This window comes from Arthrobacter oryzae (assembly GCF_031454875.1).
Classification (GTDB): domain Bacteria; phylum Actinomycetota; class Actinomycetes; order Actinomycetales; family Micrococcaceae; genus Arthrobacter; species Arthrobacter oryzae_D.
Map to the genome: position 1 here is coordinate 164,715 of NZ_JAVDRQ010000001.1, position 23,111 is coordinate 187,825.

Genomic DNA, 23,111 nt, shown 5'->3' on the forward strand with positions numbered 1-23,111 from the left:
ATCGTGAGAGCTATTTCTAGATCGTGATCATTTTTCTTGACAGGTGATAGTCCTCACAGTCATCATTGCTGTATCGCAAAAGTAGCTCTCACCATGTGGCTACCTGATGAGGGTCTTCACAAGGACCTCCAGCCGCCGCCAGCTGAGCCTCCACGGGAGCCTCCAGCAGTAACGGGCGGCAGCTGCGAAACATCCTGATCCATCCGCGACAATGTCGTCACACAAAGGAACACCATGAGCCAGACACTCCCGTCCACGACGCCGGGCACCGTTGCACCGGCCGGGACCCCGAAGAAGGCAGCCCTCGCCAGCTTCCTGGGAAGCGCCGTCGAGTACTACGACTTCTTCATCTTCGGTTCCGCCGCTGCGCTGATCTTCCCGCACGTGTTTTTCCCCAATGCTGATGCCAACGCCGCCATCATGTCCTTCGCTACCTTCGGCTTCGCCTACGTGGCGCGCCCGGTTGGTGCCGTTATCCTCGGCCACTTCGGCGACCGCGTGGGCCGGCAGAAGGTCCTCATGTTCACCCTGGTGCTGATGGGCGCCTCCACCTTCCTCATCGGCTGCCTCCCCGATTTCAACACGGTGGGCTGGTGGGCTCCCGCCCTGCTGGTGCTGGCACGCCTCTGCCAGGGCCTCTCCGCGGCGGGCGAGCAGGCCGGCGCCTCCTCCATGACCCTGGAACACGCCCCGGACAACCGGCGCTCATTCTTCACCTCCTGGACCCTCACCGGCACCCAGGGCGGCCAGATCCTTGCGGCCCTCGTCTTCATCCCCGTCCTCGCCCTGCCCGATGAGGTCAAGTACGGCATCGGCTGGCGCATCCCGTTCTGGCTCAGTGCCGTGGTTGTCCTGGTGGCGTTCTTCATCCGCCGCACGCTGCACGAGCCGCCGGCCTTCGCCGAAGCCCAGAAATCCGCTGCCATCTCCAAGCTGCCGGTGGCCGATCTGCTGAAGCACCACTGGCGCGACGTCCTCCGCGTGGTTGCCTGCGCCTTCATCGCGGCCGTCTCCACCGTGTTCGGCACCCTGGCCATCAGCTACGCCAAGACCGTGGCCGGCGTGGACGGCACCACTACCCTGTGGCTCGTGGTCGGCGCCAACTTCGTAGCCCTCGGCACCCAGCCGCTGTTCGGCATGCTGTCGGACCGGATCGGCCGCAAGCCCGTCTTCATTTACGGTGCCGTTGCCAGCGCGATCCTGACTCCGGTGTTCCTGCTGAGCCTCGAATCCGGCAGCGTACCGCTCATGTTCCTTGCGGCCATCGGGTTCTTCTCGTGCGGTTACGCCGCCTCCAACGCGGTCTGGCCGTCCTTCTACGCCGAGATGTTCAGCACCAAGGTCCGCTTCTCCGGCCTGGCGATCGGCACCCAGCTGGGCTTCCTGATGGCCGGCTTCGCCCCGGCGATCGTGGCGGCAATGGGCGGCATCAAGCCCGGCGGCTGGGTCCAGATCAGCATCTTCACCGCTATCATCTGCGGTATCGCCGCGGTATCGGCCCTGACGGCCAAGGAATCCTTCAGGACGCCCACCCGGGAGCTCGGCCTGAAGTAACAGCCGGCCCGGTTTCAGGCACTAGAAGAGTACGACGGCGGCCCGTCCCCTTTCGGGGGCGGGCCACCTCAGTTAAGTGAACGGGTCAGGTTGCAGCTTTCCCTGTGGCCAGCACTTCGGCGAGGTCGTACTTGACGGGCTCTTCCAGCTGTTCATAAGTGCAGGATTCCGGATCCCGGTCCGGCCGCCAGCGGACAAACTGGGCAGTGTGGCGGAACCTTTCGCCCTCCATATGGTCGTACTTCACCTCCAGCACCCGCTCGGGGCGGAGCGGAGTGAAGGACAGGTCCTTGCCCGCGCTCCAGCGGCTGCCTTCGGCGTTCCGCGGCGTCCGTTTGCCCTCCTCCTGCTTGGCCCAGGCCCACGGGTGGCCGTCGAAGTCCGTCACCAGCGGCTGGAGTTCCTCGAACAGTTCCTTGCGCCGCTGCATCGGAAAGGCTCCTACTACCCCAACGCTGGCCAGCCCGCCGTCGCGGTTGTAGAGGCCCAGCAACAGGGATCCGATCCGGTCCGGCCCGCTGGTGTGCACGCGGTAGCCGGCCAGGACGCAGTCCGCCGTGCGTTCGTGCTTGATTTTGAGCATCACGCGCTTGTCCGGCTGGTAGGTGCCGTCCAGGGATTTGGCAATGATTCCGTCCAGCCCGGCTCCTTCGAACTGGTGGAACCATTGCTGCGCGGTGTCGTTATCCAGGGTGGCGGCCGTCAGGTGTACCGGCGCGGAGCTGCGGGCCAGCGCCTTTTCCAGCATGTTCCGCCGCTCCGAGAACGGCCGTCCGGTGAGGTCCTCGTCGTCGAGGGCCAGCAGGTCGAACGCCACGAAGCTTGCAGGTGTCTCGGCCGCCAGGAGCTTCACCCGGCTGGCAGCGGGGTGGATCCGCTGCTGAAGCGCGTCAAAATCCAGCCGGTCACCGGAGCCGCCCACCAGGACAATCTCACCGTCCAGCACGCACCGCGGCGGCAGGTTCGTCTTCAGCGCCTCCACCAGCTCCGGGAAGTAGCGCGTCATGGGCTTGCCGTTGCGGCTGCCGATCTCCACGTCGTCGCCATCCCGGAAAATGATGGACCGGAAGCCGTCCCACTTGGGTTCGAAGCTCCACTTCGGGCCGGCATCCGGCACGTCGGGCAGGGCGCTGACGGCCTTGGCGAGCATGGGCGCGATCGGGGGCATCACCGGCAGTTGCATACCGCCCATTCTTGCCCGGCGGTCCGCTTCGCACCACCCCCTGTCCCGGCTCAGCGAACCCGCCTGCGCTTCCGTCCCTACAGGGCTTTGACCGCGCCAAGCACCTTGGTCAGCGAGTCCTTGGCGTCGCCGAACAGCAGGGTGGTCCGCGGTTCGTAGAGCAGCTCGTTCTCGATGCCCGCGAAACCCGGACGCATCGAGCGCTTGAGGAACACCACCTGCCGGGCGTCGGCCACCTCCAGGATGGGCATCCCGTAGATGGGCGAGCCCGAGGACGTCTTCGCAGCAGGATTGACCACGTCGTTGGCACCCACCACCAGGGCAACATCCGCAGTCTTGAACTCCGAGTTGATCTCGGTCATTTCCTTGAGTTCCTCGTACGGCACGTTGGCTTCCGCAAGGAGCACGTTCATGTGCCCGGGCATCCGGCCGGCCACGGGATGGATGGCGAAGTCCACCTGGATTCCGCGGAGCTGCAGGGCCTTGGCCAGTTCCGCAGCGGTGTGCTGGCCCTGCGCCACGGCCAGGCCGTAGCCGGGAACGATGATCACGCGCTGCGCGTAACCCAGCAGCACGGCGACGTCCTCCGCGCTGGAGGAGCGCACCGGCCGCTCACTGACCGCGGTGGAGCCCGCCGTCGAACCTCCCCTGAACGCACCGAACAGGATTCCCGCAACGCTGCGGCCCATGGCGGCGGCCATGGCGCGGGTCAGGATGGTACCGGAGGCTCCCACCAGGGTGCCCGCCACGAGCAGCAGGACGTTGCCCAGCACCAGGCCCGATGCCGCGACGGCAAGGCCGGTGAAGGCGTTCAGCAGCGAGATGACGATCGGGACGTCGGCGCCGCCCACCGGCAGCACCAGGAGGACGCCGGCGGCCAGGCCCAGCACCAGCAGCGCCACTGCCAGCGACAGCCAACCGGTCAGGACGACGGCGACGGCGGCACCCACCGCGGCCAGCAGCACTGCGGCCATGATCGCGGGCAGCCCGCGGAAAACCACCGGACGGGTGGTCATGAGTTCCTGCAGTTTCGCGAACGTGACGGCGGAACCGGCGAAGGAGACTGCGCCCACCAGCAGGGTGAAGGCGATAGCCAGGCGGACCCACGCGTCTTCCGTGTGGGCCAGCTCAAGCAGCGCCACGAGGGCGGCGGCGCCGCCGCCCACGCCGTTGAACGCCGCGACGAGCTGGGGCATCTGGGTCATTTTGACCCGACGGGCCACCGGGGCGGCAACGGCCGAACCCACGGCTATCGCGCCCAGAATCCACGGAATGTTGTCCAGCCGGGCCGAGAGGAACACCGTGACGACGCCGAGCACGGCTCCCGCGGCGCCCACCAGGTTGCCGCGGCGGGCGGTGCGCGGCGAGTTGAGGCCCATGAGCGCAAGGATGAACAGCGCGGCCGCCACGAGGTAGAGCAGGCCGGTCCAGGTCGGATCGAGGACGCTCATCGCGGACCCTCCCGGTCCTCGCGGCCGCTGCTCCGGCCGCGGAACATCTCCAGCATGCGGTCTGTCACCACGAATCCGCCCACCAGGTTGGCCGTGGCCAGCACTACGGCGAGCAATGCCACGGCGAGGACCCACGGGTCCGCGGCCTGGCCGGCCACGATGATGGCGCCTACCAGGATGATCCCGTGGATGGCGTTAGCGCCGGACATGAGCGGTGTGTGCAGGGTGCTGGATACTTTCGAGACCACTTCGAAGCCCACGAAGACCGCGAGCACGGTGATCGTGAGCAGGCTGATGCCGTCCATCAGACCACCCCCTTATTTTCGGACTCGCGTTTCGTCGCGCCGCCGGGCGCCGCGCCGCCGGGCGTTGCGTCCCTGGACGCCGGTCCGCCGGAGACCGCAAGGGCTTCCGCCGTCGGCGCGTGGCGCACCTCGCCGTCGTGCGTCAGGCAGGTGCCGGCCACCACCTCGTCGCCGAAGTCCACGGCCAGGGTTCCGTCCCGGACCATCAGGGCAAGCAGGTTGGCCACGTTCTTCGCATAGAGCCGGGAGGCGTCCGCGGGCATGGCGGAGGCGGCGTCTTTCATGCCCACCAGGGTGACGGTGCCCTGGCCGTCGGCGGTATCCACCTCGATGTCCTGGCCGGGAACCGAACCCTCCACGTTGCCGCCGGACTCTGCGGCAAGATCCACCACCACCGAACCGGGACGCATGCCCTGCACCATCTCCTTGCTCACCAGCAGCGGGGCGCGCCTCCCGGGGACGGCCGCCGTCGTGATCAGTACATCCGTCTGGGCAACGTGAGGTGCCAGGAGCCTGCGCTGCAGGGCGCCGCGGTCCGCGCTGAGCTCCCTCGCGTAGCCGCCCGAGGCCTCGGCCGTCTCAAGATCGAGCCGGATGAAGGTCCCGCCCATCGAGGCGACCTCGTCCGCCGAGGCAGGCCGGATGTCGTTCGCGGAAACCCTCGCGCCCAGCCGTTTTGCCGTGCCGATGGCCTGCAGGCCGGCCACGCCGACGCCAAGCACCAGGACGCGCGCGGGCGGGATGGTCCCGGCGGCTGTCATAAAGAGCGGGAAGAACCGGGGCAGGCGCATGGCTGCTTCAAGCACGCAGCGGTAGCCCGCCACGAGGGCCTGCGACGACAGGGCGTCCATCGACTGCGCCCGGGAGATCCGCGGCACCAGTTCCAGCGCGAAGGAAGTCACCCCGGCGGCGGCCAGCGCCTGCACGGTGGCCAGTTCGGACGAAGGTGACGCGAGGCCAACGGTGACGGCCCCGCGGCGCAAAGCCGCCGCCGTCGCCGGTTCCAGCGGCCGCACGTGGGCCAGGATGTCGAGTGAACCCGGCTCCAGCTCGCGGACAACCCGGGCTCCTGCCAGGACGTAGGCGTCGTCACCGTGGCCTGACGCTGTTCCCGCCCGGGACTCAACCAGGACCTCGAGCCCCAGTCCGATCAGCTGCTGCACCGTCTCCGGCGTCGCGGCCACCCGCCGCTCACCTTCGCGGCGTTCCCGCGCTATGCCTAACTTCACCGGCCACTCCCTTTCCAGCGTCATCGCTGTCCCGGATCATCGCTGTTCCGAGTCGGTACTGGCTAGAGTCTATGCAGAAAGTTCCGGCTCCGCCGGTCGCCGCGGGCACGATCCCGAACCGGGCCGCTCCGGGCAGTGCACAGATTCAAGTCGCCCTCCGTTTTGCTCGACACTCCTGCGCCCCGACGGTAGACATTAACGATGGCTACTATCGGTTTCCACGCATCGCATGAACAGATCAGCCCGGGCCAACTTCTCCAGGACGTCCAACGGGCGGAGCAGGCCGGCTTCGACGCGGCCATGTGTTCGGATCACATCGAGCCCTGGTCCGCCCGGCAGGGGCACTCCGGCTTCGCCTGGTCCTGGCTGGGTGCGGCACTGGCCACCACGTCCCTCCGCTTCGGCGTGGTGACGGCTCCCGGTCAGCGCTACCACCCGGCCATCATCGCGCACGCCTCGGCCACGCTGGCGGACATGTTCCCGGGCCGGTTCTGGATGGCCCCGGGCAGCGGCGAAAACATGAATGAACACATCACGGGCGACGCCTGGCCGGCCAAGGAGGCCCGCCAGCAGCGCCTGGAGGAGTGCGTTGACGTCATCCGCCGCCTGCACAACGGCGAGGAGGTGACCCACCACGGCCTGGTCACCGTGGAACAGGCCCGCATCTGGGACGTTCCGGGGACCAAGCCGCCGCTGATCGCACCGGCAATCAGCGTGGAGACGGCCCGGCGCGCCGCCACATGGGCTGACGGGCTCGTCACGGTGAACCAGCCGCACGCGAAGCTTAGGGAGATGCTCGCCGCCTACCGGGACAACGGCGGCCGGGGCAAGGCCGTGCTGCAGATCCACCTGTCCTGGGCGCGGCGGGAGGAGGATGCGGTGTCCGTCGCCCTGGACCAGTGGCGTTCCAACGTCTTCGCCCCGCCCATCCCCTGGGACCTGCCCACTGCAGCGCACTTTGACGGCGTCAGCACCGACGTCGGCGAGGACCAGGTGCGCAAGGCCGTGAACATCTCGTCCAGCCTCGACCGGCATGCCGAGTGGCTCCAGGAATACGCGGATCTGGGCTTCGAAGAGCTGTATCTGCACTTTGTAGGCCAGGAGCAGAAGCCGTTCATCGAGGCGTTCGCTGAACACGTGCTCCCCCAGCTGCGGTCCGGCAGCGGGAACCGGGCGGTGACGGCGTGAGGATTGCCCAGACGTCCGATCTGTGGTGGAAGAACGCTGTGATCTACTGCCTGGATCCGGAAACCTTTTTCGACGACGACGGCGACGGTACCGGCGATTTCGGCGGCCTGATCCAGCGGGTGGACTATCTGGCGGCGCTGGGTGTCACCTGCATCTGGCTCATGCCGTTCTACCCGTCCCCGGACCGGGACGACGGCTACGACGTGACCGACATGTACGGCGTCGATCGCAGGCTCGGCACCATGGGCGACGTGGTGGAGTTCATCAGGACGGCCAAAGACCGGGGGATGCGCGTCATCGCGGACTTCGTCATCAACCACACCTCGGACAAGCACCCGTGGTTCAAGGAGTCCCGAAAGTCCGTGGACAACCCCTACCGCGACTACTACGTGTGGCGGAAGGACACTCCTCCGGACACCTCGGAGCAGGTGGTGTTCCCCGGTGAGGAAACGTCCATCTGGACCCAGGACAAGGCAACCGGCGAGTGGTACCTGCATATGTTCGCCAAGCACCAGCCCGACCTGAACGTCGCCAACCCGAAGGTCCGGGACGAGATCGCCAAGTCCATGGGTTTCTGGCTCCAGATGGGGCTGGACGGGTTCAGGCTGGATGCCGTGCCGTTCTTCCTGGAGCTGCAGGGCGTGTCCAAGGAGGATGCCGGAAAGATCGACCCGCACGACTACCTGGCAGCGCTGCGCAGCTTCATCAACAGGCGGAACGGCAGCGCCATCCTGCTGGGCGAGGTCAACCTGCCGTACAAGGAGCAGCTGAAGTACTTCGGCGGCCCGGAGGGAAACGAACTGAACATGCAGTTCGACTTCCTGTCGATGCAGAACCTCTACCTGTCCCTGGCCAGGGAGGATGCGCGGCCGCTGGCCAAGACCCTGGCCAGCCGGCCGCCCATCCACCCGGACAACCAGTGGGCCATGTTCGTCCGCAACCATGATGAGCTGACGCTGGACAAACTCAGCGATGAGGAACGGGCGGAAGTCTTCGCCGCCTTTGGCGCGGACCCGGACATGCAGATGTACGGTCGGGGACTCCGTCGCCGCCTGCCCCCGATGCTCGACGGCGATCCCGCCCGGATCCGCATGGTCTATTCGCTGATGTTCTCCCTCCCGGGAACCCCGGTCCTCTTCTACGGCGAGGAAATCGGGATGGGTGAGGACCTGCGGGCCAAGGGCCGCTCCGCCGTCCGCTCGCCAATGCAGTGGAATGACACGGAAAACGGCGGATTCTCCACGGCGCCGCCGGACCAGCTGGTGGCACAGGTGGTTGAGGGCTACTTCGGGCCGAAGAACATCAACGCGGCCCAGGCCAAACGGGACCCGGACTCGCTGTGGAATTTCATCGCCACGCTCATCCGAAGCTACCGGGAAAGTCCGGAGCTCAGCTGGGGAGACTTCGAGCTCATCAGGCAGCCCCATCCGGGCGTGCTCCTGCACAGTTGCACCCGCGCCGGTTCAACGCTGGTCCTGGCCCACAACATGGCTGCCCAGCCCGCGTCGGTCACCGCAAAGGTGGTGTCGCCGGAAGACCCGGCGGAGGCGCTCAGCGGCGCCATCCTGCTGGATCTGCTCGACGGCGAAAACGTCGCATTGGCGGACGACGGCGGATTCGAGCTGGAGCTGGAACGCTACGGCTACCGCTGGTTCAGGATCCAACGCCCGGCGGACCGCCGGATCTGACGCCCGCCGAATCTGACGCCCGCCGCATCTGACGTCAGACTTGGGATCCGACGCGTCTGTGGGCTGCTTTCAGCTGTTGAAACAGCGGGGGCGCGGAAAACTAACGCGCCCATTACCGGCATGAAACGCCGCGGCAACAATGGCGCAGCACACTGGATGTGCCGGCAAATTGCAGGCACCAGCACAAGCTCCAGCTCAGGAGGCCACGCCATGTTGAAGGAAGCCAAAGCCCATGTGACCCGTGTTCGCGCCCTGGACCAGTTGCACCGCGGCGACGAGATCGAAGCCCGCCTGTCGGTGGGTCCCAGCTATGACGATGTAGTGATCCGTCGAGGCAAGGTGCAGGAGACGGCGCCGGGAATCGGCGTGGTGTGGATCATGGACCGTCAGACCGGGATGCGCAAGGCCATCAATACGGACGAATGCAGCGTTTGGCGAGTCGCCTGAGCTCTTCAGCCGCCGGCCACGGACTGGATGATCACCACTTCCTGACCGGCAGCCACTTCAGTTTCCAGTCCCCGCAAGCGCCGGACCTCGTCACCGTTCACGTAAATATTCACGTAGCGGCGCAGGGCGCCGGTTTCATCCCTCAACCGCCTCGCCAGCACGGGATAGTCACCGGCCAGCGAGTCCAGCAGGAAACCCACAGTCACCGCCCCGTCGGCGGGCGCAGTCAGGATGGACTGCCCGCCGGCGAGCGGCTGGAGGACGCTGGGCAGCACCACGCTGATGTCAGCCACAACGGACCCTTAAGCGGGTACCGGAGCGCCGGGCACCAGGGCAGCGGACACCACAGCGGCGCGGACACACAAAACGTCCGGCAGGTGTGAGGCCACTTCGGTGAAGTGCTCGCCTTCGTCCGGGCTGGCGTAGACCGAACCGCCGCGCGTTCCGAAGTACACCCCGGCCGGTTCCGCGGAATCCACCGAGGCAGCGTCACGGAGCACCGCGTTGTATTCGCCCTGGGGGAGCCCGGAGTCAAGGCGCTTCCAGGTGTTGCCGGCGTCATCCGTCCGGTGGGCGGCGAGCTTGCCGTCCGGGGGGATGCGTTCGCCGTCGGCCTTCAGCGGGACCACCCATGCGGTGCCCGCACGCCGGGGATGCGTCAGCATCACAAAACCGAAATCAGCCGGGAGTCCCTCGGCGATCGATTCCCAGTTCTCGCCGTTGTCGTCCGTTCGGTACACGCCGTGGTGGTTCTGTGCGTAGAGGCGGCCTTCGACGGCGGCATCCGCCGCGATCTTGTGGACGCACTGGCCGAATTCGGGGTTGGGATCCGGCATGAAGTAGGCCGATATTCCCTTGTTCCGAGGCTCCCAGGAATCGCCGCCGTCGAGTGACCTGTACACGCCGCCAGTGCTCATGGCGACGTGGACCTTGTCCCCGGAGGGATCCACGACGATTGAGTGGGCCGCTGCTCCGCCGTAGCCGGCACCCCATTCGCTGCGGTGCGGGTGGTCCCAGAGGCCGCGGTTCAGCTCGAAGTGTTCGCCGCCGTCGGTGGATTTCCACACCGAGATGGGCTCAGCGCCGGCCCAGACCACGCCGGGTCGGGATTCGGCGTCGGGATAGATCTGCCAGATGCGCTCCACGGCGGCGTCGGTGCCCTCCGGGAACTTGATGGCGCCCTGTTCCGGTTCGGTCCAGGTCGCACCCAGGTCATCCGAATGCGCAACGGTGGGGCCCCAGTGCTCGGAGCGGACACCCACCATGATGCGGGTCCGGCCATTGCGGGTATCGATCGCGATGCTGGGGACCTCGCTCATCAGGAAGTGAGGGCCGGAGAAGGACCATTCGCGCCGGTCCTGGCTGGTTGCCAGCCACAGCCCTTTTTTCGTTCCGATCGCTAGGACATAACTCTCATCAGTGGCCATGCCACCCATGCAACCACCCGAGCCCGGGGGCCCGCAATGGTTTCAGTGCGGCAATCTGCGCCTTCGGAGGTCAGTCCACGAATTCGGACTGCGTCTCGATGAAGTCCCAGTCAGCGTCCGTGAGGACTCCGGTGGGAGTGTCCGGGTGCGGGCCGCCGGCCTCGGCAATTCCCTGGAGCACGGGCAGCGGCAATTCCTCCGTGCGAAGGTTCTCGCGCAGCCATTCCTTGCTATCGAGATCCAGATCAAGCCACCACATGTAGATTTCCACCGCGGACCACCTCTCCCTATGGCTCAACGTTATTCCGCGGCCGAGGGCTGTACAAGGGTCCAATGGCGGTGTGACGCGCGTGGCGGCTGCCCCTTGTGCCTGCAGTTCCGGTGCGCCAGTCTTGTGTTGTAGTGCGGTCCGCACGCCCGAAGTACCGGGCGGACGCCCTCCGCCAGGCACTCCGCACAGCGATGAGAAGGTTGCCATGGACGGTGACATCGAGCTCGAACTCGCGCCGGGTTCCGCGCGCGGTGAGTACTCGGTGCGCGTGATCCAAGCGCCGGCCGGAGGCAACGCTTCGGGGATATTCCGGCTGGATGTTGACCGGATCCTGGAACGCCGCGGTGAACTGGAGGCCACCGTCCTCGCCTCGGCCGTGGCGGCCCGCCGCACCACGCCAGTCGCCGAACTTCCGGTCCGGGGGGTGGGCCAGGAACTCTTTCAGGCCCTGTTTACCCGCGAAGTCTACGGAACGTACCGGGCCAGCCTGGGCGCTGCCCAGCACAGCGGACAGCAGCTCCGCGTAGTGCTTCGCCTCGCAGCCCCGGAACTGGCTGCCATGCCGTGGGAAATGCTGTACGACCCGGAGACCGAAAGCTACCTGTGTCAGACGGAGCCGCTGCTTCGCCATGTTCCCGCGCCGGACTATCACCTCAACCCGCTGGAAATCGTCCCTCCGCTTCGGATTCTGGGTCTGATAGCTTCTCCGCGCGACCTCGCACCGCTGAACGTCGATGCGGAACGCAACCATCTCACCGCGGCCTTGGCCGGGCCGATTTCCGAGGGCCGGATTGAGCTTGCGTGGGCGCCGGGAGGAAGTTGGGAAGACGTCCAGTCGATGTTGCTTCAGGGCCCGTGGCATGTAGTCCACTTCATCGGCCATGGTGACTACGACGCCAGGAACGATGAAGGCCGAATCGCCCTGACCGGGCCTGACGGCCGCGCTTCCATGGTGCGGGCCATCCGCCTGATGGCACTGTTGAGCGTTGCTGTGCCACGTCCCCGGCTGGTGGTCCTGAATTCCTGCTCGTCCGGGGAGACCGGCCGGGAGGATCTCTTTTCCGGCACGGCGTCCACACTGGTCCGCAGCGGCATCAGCGCCGTGGCGGCCATGCAGTTCGCCATCAGCGACGGCGCAGCGATCGCATTCGCCCAGGGCTTTTATGCGGCCATCGCAAACGGCCGCGGCGTTGACGAGGCCGCCCGGGTGGGGCGGATTTCCGTTATGGGGAGCCCTGACGGAACCCTCGAGTGGGTGACTCCCGCACTCTATGTGCGGGGCGGAGACACGCAGTTGTTCAATCTGAAGGCAGCCGCTCGGCCTGCAGCGAAGAACACTCCCGGCCCGGCCGGTCCCGGCACCGTCGCGCCCAGTGACAGTCCGGCGGAGTCAACAGAGCCCTCCGCTGCACGGGTCCGGCAGGCCGAACTCCGCGCCCTGTATGTCCAGGCCTGCGCTGAGCTCCGTACCAAGCACTATCCTGTCGCGATCGAACTGTTCGATGATCTGCTGACTCTTGACGGCGGCTACCGGGACGCGTCGGTACTCCGTGCTTCCGCGGCGCGGCACCTGGAACGTTCGGAGGAGTACCGCCAGGCCCGCGAAGCAGAAGACGCCGGGGAATGGACGGCGGCAGCCAGCGGTTTCGCCGCAGTCAAGGATGATCCCGATTTTCCGGACGCCGCCAGGCGTGAGCTGGAGTGCGCCAAGCGGCAGCGGATAGCCGACCTGCAGGGTGAGCTGGAGTATCACGCCGGCAGCGGAAGCTGGCAAGCCGCGGTGGACGTGGCGGCGGAGCTATACAGCCTGGATCCCGGCGCCTCCGATCCGGACGGGCTCGCGACGAAGGCGCGGAGCGAACTGCGCCGGGAAAGCGAGGAATTGCGGTTGGCGCAGCGAGCCGCCCAGCAGGGCCGACTCCCCCGGAGCGAAGCTGACAGACCTGCGTCACCGCAGGAACCGCGGCCTGCGGCCGGAAGCCCTGATCCGCGATTGCTGGCCGCCGGAGGAATAGTGCTGGCGGTGGCAGGCGGGCTCTTGGCCGCCTTCTTCACCTACCTCAACTGGTTCGACGAGGAGGGATGGTGGTACAACGGCGGAGAAGTCAGCGTGCGCCTGGCGTACGCACTGCTGGCCCCGGCAGGTTACCTGCTGCTGCTGCTCGCAGGGCTCCCGGAGCGGACGGAAACCGGACGGGTGGCACTGGCCGTTGCGATCGGAGCCGGTGCCCTGCTCGGAGTTGTGGGCTTTGAACCTGATCTGCTGTGGGCGGCCACGGCCAGCACCCTCGTCCAGGCAGCCTTCGGTCTGTGGGCCGGCATTCTGGCCATCCGGGCCCCTGACGCGCCGGTCCTGGCCGGCTGGCTTCTGCTGGCCTGCCTTGTCACGCTGCCACTGATCTGGATTCCCGGTGAGGACCTTTCAGCCCGCGCGGTGGTGTTCGTAATCCAAAACGCGACCGTTGCTGCTTGCGGCTTGGTATTCCTCGGACTGGGGCTCACACGGAATGTTGGCGGCAGGCGGAACGGGAAGGACAAGCGATGACACGGCTGGTGGAATTTCCAACGGACAGCGGCGGGACCGTGCTCCTGGAAGTGTCAGATAACACGGGCGGCCTGGTGACGCGCGGCGGTGGCCAAGCCGGCATGTTCGCACGGGCACAGCAGACCTTTGAGCGTGCGCTCAGCAACATCCGGCCGGCGGTCCAGGGCGTCGTGGAAGAACTCCTGGGCCTCCCCAACAAACCGGATGAGGTCTCGGTCAAGTTCGGACTGGACCTGCATGCGGAGGCCGGAGCATTTATTGCGGCTGCCAGCACCAGCTCGAACTTCACCGTGACGCTGACCTGGCGTCGCCCCAAGGAGGCGCAGGAGGACGCGGACGACCCTGACTAGGGCCTAAAGTGTGGGCCTGATCCCACGTTATTGGGCACGGCAAGCCCGAAATCGATTATTCGCCCACCGTTAGGAGCCGTCCGTGAGCACCAAAGAAGTGACCACCCAACAGCTGATCATCATCGGGTCCGGTCCCGCAGGCTACACTGCAGCGATCTACGCTGCCCGGGCGGGCCTGAAGCCCCTGGTTCTGGCCGGGTCGGTCACCGCCGGCGGTGCGCTGATGAACACCACCGAGGTGGAGAACTTTCCGGGCTTCCCCGCCGGCATCCAGGGACCGGAACTCATGGACGGGCTGCAGCAGCAGGCGGAACGGTTCGGCGCGCAGGTAGTGTTCGACGACGTCACGGAGGTGACGCTGACCGGGCACCTGAAGCGGGTGGTCACCGGCGCCGGCGACACGCACGAGGCCCCGGCGGTCATTCTCGCCACCGGCTCCGCGTACAAGGAACTCGGCCTGCCGGAGGAGAAGACATTCAGCGGCCACGGCGTCTCCTGGTGCGCCACCTGCGACGGGTTCTTCTTCCGTGACCAGGACATCATCGTCGTCGGCGGCGGCGACTCGGCGATGGAGGAAGCGACCTTCCTGACCCGCTTCGGGCGGTCCGTGACCGTCGTGGTCCGCAAGGGAGAACTCCGCGCCTCCCGGATCATGGCCCAGCGCGCCAAGGACAACCCGAAGATCAGCTTCGCCTGGCACTCCGCCGTCAGCGCCATCCACGGCGACGGCAAGGTCACCGGCGTGACGCTGAAGGACACCCGCACCGGCGAAACCCGCGAACAGGCCGCCACCGGCATCTTCGTAGCGATCGGGCACCTGCCGCGCACCGAACTCGTGGCCGGGCAGGTGGACCTCGATGCCGAGGGCTACATCAAGGTCGATGCCCCCACCACGGTCACCAACCTCACCGGGGTCTTCGCGTGCGGGGACGCCGTGGACCACCGCTACCGCCAGGCCATCACCGCCGCCGGCACCGGCTGCGCCGCCGCCCTCGACGCCGAACGCTACCTTGCCGCGCTAGCGGACGCGGACAGCATCGCCACTGCGCTGGTGGAAGAACCCACCCACGCCTGACCCACGCCGTAATTGAAGCGGACCGAGGTGTGGAACGGGCATTGACGCAGCCACAGCCTGACCGCGTCCCGTGCCGCGGGCAGTGCTGTTCAAGCGCCGCAGGCAGGGCCACAATGGAGTATGTCTCCTGAACGCTTCAGCGGGCCGCCTCCCTTGGTGGTCGGGGTGCTGCCCGGCCAGCATGCGGAGGTATTGCGCGCGGCCACCGGCCTGGGAGAACGGATGGGTCTGCCCTTGCTGTGCGCCTACGTGGACGAGGCAAGCTACTTGGTCGAGTGGGACCCGGCGCGGTCAGCACACAGACTGTCCCTGCACCCGGACAAGGACGACGCCGATGTCCGAGCGGTCAGCGAAGAACTCCGCGGCGTTGTAGGGGCAGCCTGCGCCGGGAAGCCGGTCGAATGGACGCTCCGGATCTTGGCCGGAGACCCGGCGCGCGCCCTGGGACACGTGGCGGCTGAGGTCAGCGCCCCCATGATCATCGTGGGCACGCCCGAGCGAGGAATCGGACACCGCATCTCGGCAGCCCTGAACGGTTCCGTGGCCGCGTGGCTGACCCGCCACCAGGACCGCCCCGTCCTCGTTGTGCCCGCCCGCATGAGTGCCCATCGGGACGGACCCGAGTGACCGCAGCTCCGGGCACCATTCATCACGGTTACGGGCGCAACTGCAGGGAACTCGAGCTTTGGCTGGCCACCGCGTCCGACGCGGACCTCCGCCGCCGCAGCTCAGGCACCCGCTGGACCAATGAGGAGCTCCTTTTTCACATGGTCTTCGGCTACATGGTGGTGCAGGCCCTGCTGCCGCTGGTTCGCGTGTTCGCGGCCCTTCCGGCCCCGTTCAGCCGGGGATTCGCCCGGCTGCTCAACGGCGGAATCGGACCGTTCGACGTCGTTAATTACTTGGGGTCCAAAGCGGCAGCCACCGTCTTCAATCGGAAGCGGATGGCGGCCAAGCTCCGGCGCGTGACGCGGGCGCTGGAGCGGCAAATGGAGGGCGAGTCAGCTGCATCGATGGCCCGGGGAATGTCTTTTCCTGACCGCTGGGACCCTTTCTTCAAGCCATGGATGTCCATGGCGGATCTGTATGCCTACCCCATCCTGCACTTTGACTTCCATGCCACACAGCTCAGTTTCGGGCCCGAGTGGGCACCCTGAAAAAGTCGGGACGAAAGACCCTGTAAAACTAAAGCGAAAGTAGTTATTCACGGTGGTAGCGCCAACCGCGGCCGCCAAGTATGCTGGATTTCGCAGGAAGATGTTGTACCTGCCCCAAAAGCTGCTCCGGAGTGCGTATCCCCCAATAACGCACTCCGGAGCTTTTTAATGTCCGGCCAGCGTCCCTCGCGGCTCCGTACGCCCCTCAGGAACAATTCCGTGACCACAGCGCCAGGCCAATCACCCGCCGCCACCGCCGCAACGTCCGCCCCGCTGTACGCCGCCGGATTCGTCACAGCGTTCGGGGCGCACAGCATCGCGGCCGGAATGGGCGCCCACAGCGGGGATATCGGCCTGAGCCTGCTCAATCTGGGCATCCTGCTGGCCGTCTATGACCTGGCGGAGGTTGTCCTAAAACCGGTGTTCGGCGCCCTGAGCGACCGCATTGGCACCAAACCGGTGATCGTGGCGGGCCTCTTCGCGTTCGCCCTGATGTCGCTGATCGGACTGTGGGGGGCAAATCCCCTCATGCTCGGCCTTGCCAGAGTCGGCCAAGGCGCGGCCGCCTCGGCCTTTTCACCGGCCTCCTCCGCGATGGTGGCGAGGCTTGCCGGCCGCAACGCCGGCACGTACTTCGGCCGGTACGGCTCGTGGAAAAGCCTGGGCTATGTTGCGGGTCCGCTGATCGGCGCGGCCCTGATTTTCCTGGGCGGATTCCCTCTTCTCTTCGCCGCCCTGGGGATCCTGGCGGCAGGCACCGCAGTGTGGGCGATGGCGGCGCTGCCCCGGATTGACCCTCTGCCCAGGCCCCGTTACACGCTGCTGGACCTTGCCCGGCAGGTAACGCACCGCAGTTTCCTGGTCCCCACACTCGTCCTGGCGGCAGCCACCGGAGCCCTGGGCACAGCCATTGGCTTCCTCCCCGCACTGGCCACCCGGCACGGCCTGGATCCCGTAGCCGCCGTGGCCGCCGTCAGCCTGCTGGCACTCACATCCGCCGCCACCCAGCCCTGGATAGGCCGGCTGCGCGATCAGGGCCGGCTCCCCGACGGTCCGGGAATGACCGCAGGGCTGCTGCTCACGGCCGCCGGAGTTGCCGCCGTGGCGCTCCTTCCCGGGCCGGTTACCATCTTCGCCGCGGCTGCGGCCATAGGAGTGGGCATCGGCACCGCTACGCCGCTGGGGTTCGCCCACCTCGCCGCCACCACTCCGCCCGAGCGGCTGGGCCGGACCATGGGCTCAGCAGAGTTGGGACGGGAACTCGGCGACGCCGGCGGTCCCCTCCTCGTAGGCGCCGTGGCCACAGCTTCCGCATTGCCCCTCGGACTGGGGGTTCTCGCCGCTGCAGTCGCCGCTACTTCCTTGCTCGGCGTCGGCAGCATAGGGCGCAGCGGATCTCCAACGGGGCCCATCGGTTCGGAGCGCTGACCCGAACACCCTGAACCGGAAACGCCGGCCGGAGGTGTCACACGATACCCCCTGGGGGTACTTGTTTAATACCCCTGAGGGGTATATGTTGAGGACATGGACTCACCTGAAGAAGCTGCCATACGGACTGCAGACGACGAAGCCGTCCCCCAGCACGGCTATGCCTCCAACAAAGAGGCCTACCTGCGCAGGCTCAAACGCATCGAAGGCCAGGTCCGCGGAATCGCCCGGATGGTGGATGAGGACAAGTACTGCATCGACATCCTGACCCAGGTTGCGGCGGTGAACAAAGCCCTGCACGCAGTGAGCCTCGGCCTCGTCGAGGAGCATATTGGCCATTGCGTTGTCGGAGCCGCCTCCGAGCCGGATCCTGCACTCCGCGCTGAAGCCATCGACTTCAAGGTCAAGGAGGCCACCGATGCCATCGGGCGCCTGCTGCGGTAGCCCCAACCCTGCCCGCCACACCTTCGGACTGATCCGGCCGGGCCAGTCCGGCACCGCCAAATTCAAGGAGCAAACCATGAGCCCCGTATCCACCACCGTCAATGTCTCCGGCATGACCTGCGGACACTGCATCTCCTCCGTAAGTGAAGAACTCGAAGCACTCGAAGGCGTCGAAGCGGTCGACGTCGACCTCAACGCGGGCGGAATCTCCACCGTCACCATCACTTCCGAAAAGGCGCTCTCCCGCTCCGAAATCGGAGAAGCAGTGGCTGAGGCCGGCTACCTCGTGGTGGCCAACGACGCTTGAACCGCCCCCTCCACCAGGACACAGGACCACTGAGGACACACCTTGAATAACGAGCAAGTGCTGCACCAACCGGGAAACCGGATGATTGAACTGGACATCGAAGGCATGACCTGCGCTTCCTGCGTCAGCCGGGTGGAACGCAAGCTCGGAAAGCTCGACGGCGTGGAGGCCTCAGTAAACCTGCCCCTCGAGTCGGCCCAGGTCACCGTCCCGGCCGGCATCACCGACGAACAGATCACGGCCACAGTGGAAGCGGCAGGCTACAAGGCAAAGGTCCGCCCGCCGCGCTACCCAAGCCACGGTTCCGGCCACGAAACGGATGCGCTCGGCGTGCAGCCCGCGACCGAGCATGCAGAGCATGTCGCCGGTGGCGCTACTGACCATATGGCTCACGGTGGTGCCGCCACCCAACTCAGGCCGCGGCTTATGGTAGCGGCAGCCTTGACAGTCCCGGTCTTTGTGATTTCGATGTTCCCGGCGTTCCAGTTCGCCAACTGGGGCTGGGTTGTGGGCGTCCTGGCCTTGCCCGTGGTGAGCTGGGCGGCGTGGCCCTTCCACCGGGCAGCGGCCGTCAACGCCCGGCACTTCGCCTCAACAATGGACACCCTGGTCTCCATCGGCGTTATTGCCGCCTACGTGTTCTCCGCCTGGCAATTACTGGTCGAGCCGCGCATGACCGAACACCCCGGCATGGAAATGGGATCGGGCGGCCTGTACTTCGAAGTGGCCTCCGTGGTCACCACCTTCCTCCTCCTGGGCCGCTACCTGGAAGCAAACGCCAAGCAGAAAGCGGGCGACGCCCTCAAGGCTCTGTTGAACCTGGGTGCCAAAGATGCCACGGTGCTGGCAGAAGGCGAGGAACTGAAGATTCCGGCCGATCAGCTGGTGGTGGGGGACGTTATGGTGGTCCGCCCGGGTGAAAAGATCGCCACCGACGGCGTAGTGGTCGACGGCGCCTCCGCCGTGGATGCCTCCCTGGTCACGGGTGAGTCAGTACCGGTTGAAGTGGGTCCGGACAGTATTGTCACGGGTGCCACGATCAACACGTCCGGCCGCCTCCTGGTCCGAGCCACCCGGGTAGGCTCGGAGACCACACTCGCCCAGATGGCGCGGCTGGTTTCCCAGGCGCAGACCGGAAAGGCCCCCATCGCACGTCTTGCGGACCGCATCAGCGCAGTGTTCGTTCCGATTGTGCTGGTCATCGCCGTCCTCACTTTCGGCGCCTGGCTGCTCCTTGCCGCTCCCGCCATCACGGATGCGGAATTGCGCGCGGCCTTCACCGCCGCTGTGGCGGTACTGGTCATCGCCTGCCCCTGCGCGCTGGGGCTGGCCACTCCCGTGGGCCTGCTCACGGGTACAGGCCGCGGCGCCCAGCTCGGGATTCTGATCAAGGGCCCGCAGGTTCTTGAAGACACGCGCACCGTTGACACCATCCTGCTGGACAAGACCGGAACAGTGACCACTGGACGTCTCGCCGTTGACGCCATCCACGCTTTCGGCGCGAACAGCAGCGCCGACGTATTGCGCCTTGCCGGCGCGGTTGAGGCCTCGTCCGAGCACCCCGTTGCCCATGCGATCGCGGCTGCTGCACTGTCCGCGGAGCGCACGAATGACGACGGCGGGCGGCTTCCCGCCGTCGAGCACTTCCGGTCCGCCCCGGGCGGCGGGGTCTCCGGCCGCGTGGCCGGCCGGTTGGTTACGGCCGGGCGGACGGGATGGCTGCGATCAAACGACATACCGGTCACAGCGGAGCAGCAGGAAGCGCTACGGACCGCCGAAGAGTCCGGGGCCACCGCCATCTGGGTTGCCCTGGACGGGCAGCCGGCGGGAATTCTCTCGCTCCGGGACACCATCAAGCCGGGCTCGGCGGCCGCGATTTCGCGACTGAAGCAATTGGGCCTCCGGCCGATGCTCCTGACCGGCGACAACGCGGCAGTGGCCGCGCAGGTGGCAGCCGCCGTCGGCATCGCTCCGGAGGATGTGTTCGCAGGCGTGCTGCCGGAGGGCAAGGTCGAAGCCGTGCGAAAACTGCAGGCTGGCGGCGCCACGGTTGCCATGGCTGGCGACGGCGTGAATGATGCCGCGGCCCTGGCTCAGGCCGATCTGGGCATCGCGATGGGGTCGGGGACGGATGTGGCCATCGAAGCGGCAGACCTCACCGTAATGGGCAACGACCTCGGACAGGTGGCGCAGGCCATCGAGCTGTCCCGGCGGACACTGGCCACCATCAAGACCAATTTGTTCTGGGCATTCTTCTACAACGCCGTCGGCATTCCGGTGGCGGCACTGGGGTTGCTGAATCCGATGATTGCCGGCGCGGCGATGGCCGCGAGTTCCGTGCTGGTGGTAACCAACTCGTTGCGGCTCCGTGGCTTCGGCCGGCCCTCCCCGGCCGGCCGCGCAGCTTAGGCGGCCCCGAAGCGGACGGCTGAGCGGGCGCGCGCCTTGGCTGCCTCCTCGTCCCGGTCTTTCGCCGGGGCGTGCGTCACCAGTGAATCGAGGAGGTGCTGGGTGGCGTGGGCAATCTCGTGCACGGCGCGGTTGAACGCCTCCTCGTTCGCTTTGGACGGTTTGGTGCTGCCGCTGATTTTGCGCACATACTGCAGGGCAGCGGCTTCCACCTCGGCCGACGTGGCATGGGGCTCGAAATTATGCAGGGTCCGGATGTTTCGGCACATACGTCCATGCTAGGCTCTGGACCGCCTGGGATCGAGGCCCGAGTAGCCATTCGGTGATCCGTCAACCTGGCGCAGCCCGCATGGGCGGTGCTGCATGGGGAGCGGTGCCCATCGACGGCGGGTTGGGCCGCGGGATAGTTTCTAGGTAATGGATCTTCCGGAAGAGCCGGGGGCCGCTGGGGAGCCGATCGGATCGGGTCCGTTGACTAAAGGAGAAAACCAATGCCTATTTGGGGTGCAGATACCGCTCAGCTGAAGGCGCTCGGAAGCAAGCTGCAGGCTGGTTCGTCCGAGATTGAGAAGCAGAAGTCGCTGCTGACGAGGGCTCTCGACAGCACTGACTGGATGGGCCCGGACGCGGACAAGTTCCGCCAGGAATGGAACGGTTCGCACGTTTCTGACCTGGCCCGGGTGGCGCGTGCGCTGGAAGAGGCCGGCAAGCAGGCCAACAAGAACGCTTCCCAGCAGGAAGAGGCCTCCCAGAGCTAGGCCTCCCGCCAGAGACTGGCCGTTGGATGCCCCGGACGCAACTAAGCGTCCGGGGCATCCCGCTTTTAAATCCGGCGGCATCCTGCTTCTAAAAGGAGGCCGGAGGCCCGCCATCACGTTAGGTCTTAATGCCTTAGGGGACGGGTTCGACGTCGTTCGCGTGATCCAGTGGCGCCGGCCTTTCGGCCACGGCCGAGTCGGAGCCGCCCGCTGCTGCAGCCACTGTCCGTGAGCTCCGGAGTTCGTCCACCCGGACCAGAACCACCCCGCCAACAATCAGCACACCGCCGAGGAGCTGGATGGGCCCGGGAAGTTCACCGAGCAGGAGCCAGGCCCAGATAACGGCAAAGAGCACTTCGGTGAGTGACACGAAGGATGCCACCTTGGAACCCAACGCCCGCGCGGCAACGATGCCCGAGACGTACGCAAGGACGGTGGCCATGACAATCAAGCCACCCAGCGAAACCCACCAGGGCGTAACCCAGGGCCCCAGCTTGGTGTCTGCCGTACTGAACGCCATGGGCAGAAGGCCAGTGGCGGCGGCCAGCCACATCACCGCGGCACCGACCATGAGGCCGCCCGATGCCAGGACAATCGGAGGCAGCGTGTCATTTTCCCTGGCCGTGATGAAGAAGTAGATGGCCAGGCAGACGGCAGCGGCGATTCCCCAAAGGACACCGATGACATCGATCTTCACTGCACCCGTCAGGTCCAACACCAGGATCAGCCCGCCCAGTGAAAGCAGCGTTCCCGCAATGGTCAGGGGGCGTGGACGCCGGCGGCTCGCCGCCCACAGCCAGAGCACGATAATCACCGGGGCCAGGTATTCGAGGAGCAGGGCAACCCCTACTGACAGCCGCGCCACTGCGTTGAAATAGAAGAGCTGGCAGGCCGCCACGCCGATGAGTCCGAACAGGAGGATGGTCAGCCAGTTGTCCCTGAGCTGGTGCCATCGGCCGCGCAGGGCGGGGACAGCCGGGACGGCCAGAATTATCGCCGCTCCGGTGAGGCGGGCCGTCACGGCCGCGCCGGGAGTCCAGCCGGTTTCGAGCAGGGCTTTCGCAAACGATCCGGAAAGACCGAAAACCGCCGAAGAGAACAGCGCAACGCCGAGCCCGGACGCCAAAAAGCCGGCAGCGGGCCCTCGGGTAACGCCCTGCCCGGGTATAGCGCCCTTGGCGGACGCTTCGGCGCGTTTGCTTACGGCAGGCACGGCTGCCTCCTGTCAGGAGTAAAGTGGGGTAATGGTCATGACATTACGCCCGGACCCTGTAAGGAGTCAAGATGGTTTTTGCCCCTGACACTGAAGTCGCGCTTCGCACCGTAGTGAGGCTGATCAACAGCGCTGCCAACGGCGAAGAGCACCTCGCCACGATCGGGGATCTGGACCACTTCCTCCACGAGGAAGGCTTTTCCGGCGCGAGGGCGCGGGACACGGCTGAACTGGCCAGCGTCCATAAGCTGCGGGGCCAGCTCACCGAGCTCTGGACCATGGATGAGGACTCGGCCGTCGAAACGGTCAATCGGCTGCTCCGCGAGGCCAATGCGCTGCCGCAACTGATCAAGCACGATGAATGGGACTGGCACCTGCACGCCACCACGCGGGAAGCCCCCCTGGCGGACAGAATGAGCACCGAAGCCGCCATGGCACTGGTGGACGTGATCCGCAGCAAGGAAATGGACCGGATGCTCGTGTGCGCCGCGGACGACTGCGACGCAGTGGTCCTTGACCTCAGCCGTAACCGGTCCAAGCGGTATTGCGACACCGGGAACTGCGCCAACCGGGCCCACGTCGCGGCCTACCGTGCGCGGAAGGCAGTCTCCTAGGAAACGGGGGCCGGCGGCTGGAACGCCGTCAGGCGGCTGGATCGGCGGCCCTCAGCAAGCGGCGACCG

24 protein-coding genes are annotated in these 23,111 nt (G+C 66.6%); 15 read left to right on the top strand and 9 right to left on the bottom strand.

Annotated elements, in window-relative coordinates; all coding sequences use genetic code 11:
* Positions 1-234: 234 nt before the first annotated feature.
* Complete coding sequence (locus tag J2805_RS00760; RefSeq protein ID WP_309967682.1) at positions 235-1,554, top strand: MFS transporter; 1,320 nt, start codon at positions 235-237, stop codon at positions 1,552-1,554.
* 85 nt (positions 1,555-1,639) lie between these two features.
* On the opposite strand, the gene J2805_RS00765 is transcribed toward J2805_RS00760, so the two are convergent.
* From J2805_RS00765 to J2805_RS00780, 4 genes are all read right to left on the bottom strand, one after another.
* On the bottom strand, positions 1,640-2,737 hold the full coding sequence (locus J2805_RS00765) for an ATP-dependent DNA ligase (RefSeq protein WP_309967685.1): 1,098 nt from the start codon (positions 2,735-2,737) through the stop codon (positions 1,640-1,642).
* A gap of 77 nt (positions 2,738-2,814) precedes the next feature.
* On the bottom strand, positions 2,815-4,188 hold the full coding sequence (locus tag J2805_RS00770; RefSeq protein ID WP_309967688.1) for an NAD(P)(+) transhydrogenase (Re/Si-specific) subunit beta: 1,374 nt from the start codon (positions 4,186-4,188) through the stop codon (positions 2,815-2,817).
* Positions 4,185-4,493: an NAD(P) transhydrogenase subunit alpha part 2 gene (locus J2805_RS00775; RefSeq protein WP_309967691.1), complete on the bottom strand. Its 309-nt coding sequence runs from the start codon at positions 4,491-4,493 to the stop codon at positions 4,185-4,187. Before J2805_RS00775 ends, J2805_RS00770 begins: the two co-directional genes overlap by 4 nt.
* Positions 4,493-5,722 (bottom strand): Re/Si-specific NAD(P)(+) transhydrogenase subunit alpha, encoded by a 1,230-nt coding sequence (locus J2805_RS00780; RefSeq protein WP_309967694.1) that lies wholly within the window; start codon positions 5,720-5,722, stop codon positions 4,493-4,495. Before J2805_RS00780 ends, J2805_RS00775 begins: the two co-directional genes overlap by 1 nt.
* Before the next feature lie 201 nt (positions 5,723-5,923).
* Between J2805_RS00780 and J2805_RS00785 the strand changes: the two genes are divergently transcribed.
* The 3 genes from J2805_RS00785 (at position 5,924) to J2805_RS00795 (ending at position 9,045) form a co-directional block, all read left to right on the top strand.
* Positions 5,924-6,910 (top strand): TIGR03885 family FMN-dependent LLM class oxidoreductase, encoded by a 987-nt coding sequence (locus J2805_RS00785; RefSeq protein WP_309967696.1) that lies wholly within the window; start codon positions 5,924-5,926, stop codon positions 6,908-6,910.
* Positions 6,907-8,598, top strand: coding sequence for an alpha-amylase family protein (locus tag J2805_RS00790; RefSeq protein ID WP_309967699.1), 1,692 nt, complete (start codon positions 6,907-6,909; stop codon positions 8,596-8,598). Before J2805_RS00785 ends, J2805_RS00790 begins: the two co-directional genes overlap by 4 nt.
* A gap of 210 nt (positions 8,599-8,808) precedes the next feature.
* Positions 8,809-9,045 carry a hypothetical protein gene (locus J2805_RS00795; protein WP_309967703.1) on the top strand — a complete coding sequence of 79 codons (237 nt, stop codon included), beginning with the start codon at positions 8,809-8,811 and terminating at the stop codon, positions 9,043-9,045.
* Between the two features lie 5 nt (positions 9,046-9,050).
* Here J2805_RS00795 and J2805_RS00800 read toward each other — a convergent pair whose 3' ends face one another.
* From J2805_RS00800 to J2805_RS00810, 3 genes are all read right to left on the bottom strand, one after another.
* Positions 9,051-9,338 (bottom strand): MoaD/ThiS family protein, encoded by a 288-nt coding sequence (locus tag J2805_RS00800; RefSeq protein ID WP_307050205.1) that lies wholly within the window; start codon positions 9,336-9,338, stop codon positions 9,051-9,053.
* A 9-nt stretch (positions 9,339-9,347) separates the two neighbouring features.
* Entirely contained in the window at positions 9,348-10,481 is a 1,134-nt protein-coding gene (locus J2805_RS00805) for a WD40/YVTN/BNR-like repeat-containing protein (RefSeq protein WP_309967707.1), read from the bottom strand.
* 61 nt (positions 10,482-10,542) lie between these two features.
* Positions 10,543-10,743, bottom strand: a complete 201-nt coding sequence (locus J2805_RS00810) for a hypothetical protein (protein ID WP_309967709.1) — start codon at positions 10,741-10,743, stop codon at positions 10,543-10,545.
* Positions 10,744-10,948: 205 nt separating this feature from the next.
* Here J2805_RS00810 and J2805_RS00815 point away from each other — a divergent pair, with 205 nt between their 5' ends.
* The 9 genes from J2805_RS00815 to J2805_RS00855 all read left to right on the top strand — a co-directional run bounded on the left by J2805_RS00815 (position 10,949) and on the right by J2805_RS00855 (position 20,458).
* The gene (locus J2805_RS00815; protein WP_309967712.1) at positions 10,949-13,288 is read left to right on the top strand and encodes a CHAT domain-containing protein; all 2,340 of its coding nucleotides are present in this window, start codon (positions 10,949-10,951) and stop codon (positions 13,286-13,288) included.
* A complete protein-coding gene (locus J2805_RS00820; protein ID WP_309967715.1) occupies positions 13,285-13,638 on the top strand; it encodes a CU044_2847 family protein in 354 nt (117 codons plus the stop codon). Before J2805_RS00815 ends, J2805_RS00820 begins: the two co-directional genes overlap by 4 nt.
* A gap of 97 nt (positions 13,639-13,735) precedes the next feature.
* Complete coding sequence (trxB, locus tag J2805_RS00825) at positions 13,736-14,713, top strand: thioredoxin-disulfide reductase (RefSeq protein WP_309969051.1); 978 nt, start codon at positions 13,736-13,738, stop codon at positions 14,711-14,713.
* 120 nt (positions 14,714-14,833) lie between these two features.
* Positions 14,834-15,340 (top strand): universal stress protein, encoded by a 507-nt coding sequence (locus tag J2805_RS00830; RefSeq protein WP_309967718.1) that lies wholly within the window; start codon positions 14,834-14,836, stop codon positions 15,338-15,340.
* Positions 15,337-15,870, top strand: coding sequence for a DinB family protein (locus tag J2805_RS00835; RefSeq protein ID WP_309967720.1), 534 nt, complete (start codon positions 15,337-15,339; stop codon positions 15,868-15,870). Before J2805_RS00830 ends, J2805_RS00835 begins: the two co-directional genes overlap by 4 nt.
* A gap of 219 nt (positions 15,871-16,089) precedes the next feature.
* A complete protein-coding gene (locus J2805_RS00840; RefSeq protein WP_309967723.1) occupies positions 16,090-17,298 on the top strand; it encodes an MFS transporter in 1,209 nt (402 codons plus the stop codon).
* A gap of 96 nt (positions 17,299-17,394) precedes the next feature.
* The gene (locus tag J2805_RS00845) at positions 17,395-17,742 is read left to right on the top strand and encodes a metal-sensitive transcriptional regulator (RefSeq protein ID WP_309967726.1); all 348 of its coding nucleotides are present in this window, start codon (positions 17,395-17,397) and stop codon (positions 17,740-17,742) included.
* Positions 17,743-17,818: 76 nt separating this feature from the next.
* Positions 17,819-18,049: a heavy-metal-associated domain-containing protein gene (locus J2805_RS00850; RefSeq protein WP_309967729.1), complete on the top strand. Its 231-nt coding sequence runs from the start codon at positions 17,819-17,821 to the stop codon at positions 18,047-18,049.
* Positions 18,050-18,130: 81 nt separating this feature from the next.
* On the top strand, positions 18,131-20,458 hold the full coding sequence (locus J2805_RS00855) for a heavy metal translocating P-type ATPase (protein ID WP_396134197.1): 2,328 nt from the start codon (positions 18,131-18,133) through the stop codon (positions 20,456-20,458).
* On the opposite strand, the gene J2805_RS00860 is transcribed toward J2805_RS00855, so the two are convergent.
* Positions 20,455-20,727 carry a DUF2277 domain-containing protein gene (locus J2805_RS00860; RefSeq protein WP_309967734.1) on the bottom strand — a complete coding sequence of 91 codons (273 nt, stop codon included), beginning with the start codon at positions 20,725-20,727 and terminating at the stop codon, positions 20,455-20,457. The two genes, J2805_RS00855 and J2805_RS00860, sit on opposite strands and share 4 nt — an antisense overlap.
* A gap of 222 nt (positions 20,728-20,949) precedes the next feature.
* On the opposite strand from J2805_RS00860, the gene J2805_RS00865 reads away from it, so the two are divergent.
* Positions 20,950-21,216 carry a hypothetical protein gene (locus J2805_RS00865; protein WP_309967738.1) on the top strand — a complete coding sequence of 89 codons (267 nt, stop codon included), beginning with the start codon at positions 20,950-20,952 and terminating at the stop codon, positions 21,214-21,216.
* A gap of 133 nt (positions 21,217-21,349) precedes the next feature.
* Here the strand turns inward: J2805_RS00865 and J2805_RS00870 are convergent, their stop codons facing one another.
* Positions 21,350-22,384, bottom strand: a complete 1,035-nt coding sequence (locus J2805_RS00870; protein ID WP_309969053.1) for an EamA family transporter — start codon at positions 22,382-22,384, stop codon at positions 21,350-21,352.
* 116 nt (positions 22,385-22,500) lie between these two features.
* Here J2805_RS00870 and J2805_RS00875 point away from each other — a divergent pair, with 116 nt between their 5' ends.
* On the top strand, positions 22,501-23,043 hold the full coding sequence (locus J2805_RS00875) for a CGNR zinc finger domain-containing protein (protein ID WP_309967741.1): 543 nt from the start codon (positions 22,501-22,503) through the stop codon (positions 23,041-23,043).
* Positions 23,044-23,111: the final 68 nt, after the last annotated feature.

What these genes read in the sequence shown, in the direction of transcription:
- J2805_RS00760 (WP_309967682.1), top strand. Translation starts at nt 235, where the DNA reads ATGAGCCAGACACTCCCGTCCACGACGCCGGGCACCGTTGCACCGGCC.
- J2805_RS00765 (WP_309967685.1), bottom strand. Translation starts at nt 2,737, where the DNA reads ATGCAACTGCCGGTGATGCCCCCGATCGCGCCCATGCTCGCCAAGGCC.
- J2805_RS00770 (WP_309967688.1), bottom strand. Translation starts at nt 4,188, where the DNA reads ATGAGCGTCCTCGATCCGACCTGGACCGGCCTGCTCTACCTCGTGGCG.
- J2805_RS00775 (WP_309967691.1), bottom strand. Translation starts at nt 4,493, where the DNA reads ATGGACGGCATCAGCCTGCTCACGATCACCGTGCTCGCGGTCTTCGTG.
- J2805_RS00785 (WP_309967696.1), top strand. Translation starts at nt 5,924, where the DNA reads ATGGCTACTATCGGTTTCCACGCATCGCATGAACAGATCAGCCCGGGC.
- J2805_RS00795 (WP_309967703.1), top strand. Translation starts at nt 8,809, where the DNA reads ATGTTGAAGGAAGCCAAAGCCCATGTGACCCGTGTTCGCGCCCTGGAC.
- J2805_RS00805 (WP_309967707.1), bottom strand. Translation starts at nt 10,481, where the DNA reads ATGGGTGGCATGGCCACTGATGAGAGTTATGTCCTAGCGATCGGAACG.
- J2805_RS00815 (WP_309967712.1), top strand. Translation starts at nt 10,949, where the DNA reads ATGGACGGTGACATCGAGCTCGAACTCGCGCCGGGTTCCGCGCGCGGT.
- J2805_RS00820 (WP_309967715.1), top strand. Translation starts at nt 13,285, where the DNA reads ATGACACGGCTGGTGGAATTTCCAACGGACAGCGGCGGGACCGTGCTC.
- J2805_RS00830 (WP_309967718.1), top strand. Translation starts at nt 14,834, where the DNA reads ATGTCTCCTGAACGCTTCAGCGGGCCGCCTCCCTTGGTGGTCGGGGTG.
- J2805_RS00845 (WP_309967726.1), top strand. Translation starts at nt 17,395, where the DNA reads ATGGACTCACCTGAAGAAGCTGCCATACGGACTGCAGACGACGAAGCC.
- J2805_RS00850 (WP_309967729.1), top strand. Translation starts at nt 17,819, where the DNA reads ATGAGCCCCGTATCCACCACCGTCAATGTCTCCGGCATGACCTGCGGA.
- J2805_RS00855 (WP_396134197.1), top strand. Translation starts at nt 18,131, where the DNA reads ATGATTGAACTGGACATCGAAGGCATGACCTGCGCTTCCTGCGTCAGC.
- J2805_RS00860 (WP_309967734.1), bottom strand. Translation starts at nt 20,727, where the DNA reads ATGTGCCGAAACATCCGGACCCTGCATAATTTCGAGCCCCATGCCACG.
- J2805_RS00865 (WP_309967738.1), top strand. Translation starts at nt 20,950, where the DNA reads ATGCCTATTTGGGGTGCAGATACCGCTCAGCTGAAGGCGCTCGGAAGC.
- J2805_RS00875 (WP_309967741.1), top strand. Translation starts at nt 22,501, where the DNA reads ATGGTTTTTGCCCCTGACACTGAAGTCGCGCTTCGCACCGTAGTGAGG.